This is a genomic window from Roseateles sp. P5_B10 (genome assembly GCF_056400485.1).
On sequence record NZ_JBFULE010000600.1, the window covers coordinates 1 to 3276 of the forward strand.

The window sequence follows — 3276 nt, forward strand, 5'->3', positions numbered from 1 at the left end:
GGCCCCAGCGGGCGGGCGCTTCTTCGCCGGCGGCCTTGACCTTGGCGCGCAGCACGTCGGCGTCATCGGCCTCGGCTTCGGTGAGGCCGGCGAACTGGATCAGCGAGTCGCGCACCGACACGCGCGCAAACGGCTTGTCCAGCGCCACCGGCTTGCCGGCATAGGTCAGCGCGGCGCTGCCGGTTGCGGCAATCGCCGCGTGGCGCAGCACGGCTTCCGTGAAGTCCATCTGGTCATGATGCGTCCAGTAGGCCGCATAGAACTCCATCATCGTGAACTCGGGGTTGTGCCGGACCGAGATGCCTTCATTGCGGAAGTTGCGGTTGATCTCGAACACGCGCTCGAAGCCGCCCACGACCAGGCGCTTCAGATAGAGCTCAGGCGCGATGCGCAGGAACATCTCCTGGTCCAGCGCGTTGTGGTGGGTCTTGAAGGGCTTGGCGTTGGCGCCGCCCGGGATCGGATGCAGCATGGGCGTCTCGACCTCCAGGAAGCCGTGGTCCACCATGAAGCTGCGGATGGCCGACACCGCCTTGGAGCGCGCCGTGAAGCGCTTGCGGGCGTCTTCGTCCGTGATCAGGTCGACATAGCGCTGGCGGTACTTTTGTTCCTGGTCAGTCATGCCGTGGAACTTGTCCGGCAGCGGGCGCAGGCTCTTGGTCAGCAAGCGCAGCGTCGTCACTGCGACGGACAGCTCGCCGGTCTTGGTCCTCATCAACGTGCCTTCGCCACCGATGATGTCGCCCAGGTCCCAGTGCTTGAAGGCGTCGTAGACCTCGGGGCCAACGTTGTCGATGGTCACGCGCAGCTGGATGCGGCCAGTGGCGTCCTGCAGCGTGCAAAAGCTCGCCTTGCCCATCATGCGCTTGAGCATCATTCGGCCGGCCACGCTGACCTTGACGGCTTGCGGTTCCAGCTCCTCGTTGGGCACCTCGCCGTACTGGGCCTGCAGGGGCTGGGCGCGGTGCTGGGGCTTGAAGTCATTGGGGAAAGGCACCGCTGTGGTGGCCCGCAGTGCGGCCAGTTTGCTGCGGCGCTCGGCGATCAATTGGTTGTCGTCGGCCTGAGCGGTCGAAACAGGAGTCGGAGTCGTTGTGGTCATTGCGGGCCTTCAGTCGAACCAGCGATTCTAGAATCTCGCGCCTTGATGACCTCCCACAGCCTGACGCGCGCCACTCTCACCTTGCTTGCCGGCAGCGCGCTGGCCCAGGCCGTGCCGCTTTTGCTGGGCCCCTGGATCGCCCGGCTGTACACGCCGGCCGAGTACGGCCAGTTCTCTCTGGTGTGGACGGTAGCCAGCAATCTGGCCGTTGTCGGTTGTGCGCGCTACGAGTYCGCGCTGGCGCTCGAGACGGGCGAAGAGGGCGCCGCGGCGCTGTTGGCGTTGTGCCTGCGCGTGCTGCTGGCGATGACGGCCATGGCCATCGTCGTCGGCGGGGCCTGGATGATCTGGGCGGATCTTCCCGTTGCCGCCGCGTTGCCGCCGGCCGTGCTGGCGGCCGCGGCCAGCCAGGCGCTGGCGCAATGGGCGGCTCGAGCCGGTCGGTTTGGCGTGCTGGCCTGGGGCCGTGTCGTGCAGTGGGGCGGCGGCGCCATTGCACAGGTTGGCTTCGGCCTGTTGCAGGCGGGGCCCTGGGGGCTGATCGGCGGCGCCACATTGGCCACGGCTGCTGCCGCAGCCCTGCAGGCGCAGCCGGCCCCCGCCCGCGGTTGGCGTGGCCTGCTGGCACCCCAGCCGCTGCGCGCCATGGCCGAGAAGCATCGCGACTTCCCGCTGCTGAACACGCCGCACGCCTTTGCCGGCGCGCTGCAGGACACCCTGGCCATCGCGCTGCTGACCGCCTGGCTGGGTTCGCCCGAGGCTGGCGCCTGGGCGCTGGCACTGCGCTATCTGAAGGCGCCGGCCAGCCTCGTCGGTGGCTCGCTGTCGCAGGCCCTCTACCCCCGCCTCACGCAGACCGAAAGCCGCAGCGAAGCCCGCGCCCTGGTGCGCAAGAAGCTGCTGCTGCTGACGGCCATCGCGCTGCCGCTGATGCTCGCGCTGCTGGCCTTCGGGCCATGGCTGTTCGCCACCGTCTTCGGCCCCGAATGGCGCGGCGCCGGCGAACTGGCCCGCTCGCTGGCACCCTATGTCGCGCTGCACTTCATCGCGTCGCCGCTGTCCGTCGTCACCATGGCCTGGGGTGCACAGGCCTGGGCGCTGAAGCTGGCGCTGGTCGGGCAGGCGATGTTCATCGGCGGGCTGGCGGCCGGCATCTACCTGGGCGGCCTGGCCGGTGCCGGCTGGGGCGTGTCCGCGGCGATGCTGCTCTACTTCGGCTACTTCTTCTGGGCACTCTGGACCTGGGAATGATGCGCGTATTCATCAACCGCCTGCGCCGCCGCTTGCTGAGGCTGCTCGGCTTTCGCATGCTCTTCGGCGAGGCCGGCGCGCCGCATTCGCGCATCGCACCCAGCACCTGCATCGAAGGCGAGGGCGGCCTGCAGCTGGCGGACCACGTCTTCATCGGCCAGTTCAATTTCATCGACGCGAGCRCGGGCCTGGYCATCGAAGAGGGCGTGCAGATCACGAACTTCTGTTCCATCGTGACCCACAGCACCCACAACGCCCTGCGCGTGAACGGCCGTCGCAGCGCGGTGCTGGGCGGCGAGCTGCCGGGCTACCGCAAGGGGGCGATCCGCCTGGGCGCCTACAGCTTTGTTGGCCCGCACAGCCTCATCGAACCCGGTAGCACGCTCGGCAAGGGTGCCATCCTGTGCGCTTATTCGCAGCTGCGCGGCGCCGCACCCGACTTCGCCATCATGGCCGGCCAGCCCGCCCGGCAGGTGGGCGACACACGCGAGCGCGATGCAGCCTTGCTGGCGCGCCATCCCGAGCTGCGTGAAGCCTACGAAGCCTGGGCCAAGCCATGCTGAGTGGCGGTATCAAGCTCGTCCTCATCGGTGATGGAGAAAGCCCCCACCTGCTGAAGTGGGCCCGCGCGCTCAATCCGCGTGTGCAACTGCACGCGATCTCGTCGCGCGGCTTCCTGCCCGAGTTCCATCATCTGCTTCCCGACGCACGCCGGCTGGCGCTGAACACGGCTCCCGACCATGGCGGCGGCAATGTGGCCCTGATCAAGATGCTGCCCAAGGTCGGTGCCTGGCTGGCCGATACAGACGCCGATTGGCTGCACGCGCACTACCTGACCTCCCACGGTTCACTGGCCTGGGCGGCCCGCATGGGTTGGCGGCTGCGCGCGCAGATCGCCGGCTCGGCCTGGGGCAGCGACATCC

General features: G+C 68.5%; 4 protein-coding genes. 3 read left to right on the plus strand and 1 reads right to left on the minus strand.

The features are described from left to right. Nucleotides 1–1102 (minus strand): lysine--tRNA ligase (locus tag AC1DU6_RS24530; protein ID WP_477860258.1); only part of this gene is annotated, 1102 nt, incomplete at its 3' end. Nucleotides 1103–1147: 45 nt separating this feature from the next. On the opposite strand from AC1DU6_RS24530, the gene AC1DU6_RS24535 reads away from it, so the two are divergent. The 3 genes from AC1DU6_RS24535 to AC1DU6_RS24545 all read left to right on the plus strand — a co-directional run. Continuing rightward, nucleotides 1148–2353 carry a lipopolysaccharide biosynthesis protein gene (locus tag AC1DU6_RS24535; RefSeq protein ID WP_477860260.1) on the plus strand — a complete coding sequence of 402 codons (1206 nt, stop codon included), beginning with the start codon at nt 1148–1150 and terminating at the stop codon, nt 2351–2353. Next, nucleotides 2350–2916, plus strand: coding sequence for an acyltransferase (locus AC1DU6_RS24540; RefSeq protein ID WP_477860261.1), 567 nt, complete (start codon nt 2350–2352; stop codon nt 2914–2916). The genes AC1DU6_RS24535 and AC1DU6_RS24540 overlap by 4 nt, the downstream gene beginning before the upstream one ends. Further along, a partial coding sequence (locus AC1DU6_RS24545; RefSeq protein WP_477860263.1) for a glycosyltransferase occupies nt 2910–3276 on the plus strand: 367 nt, incomplete at its 3' end. The genes AC1DU6_RS24540 and AC1DU6_RS24545, both read left to right, overlap by 7 nt.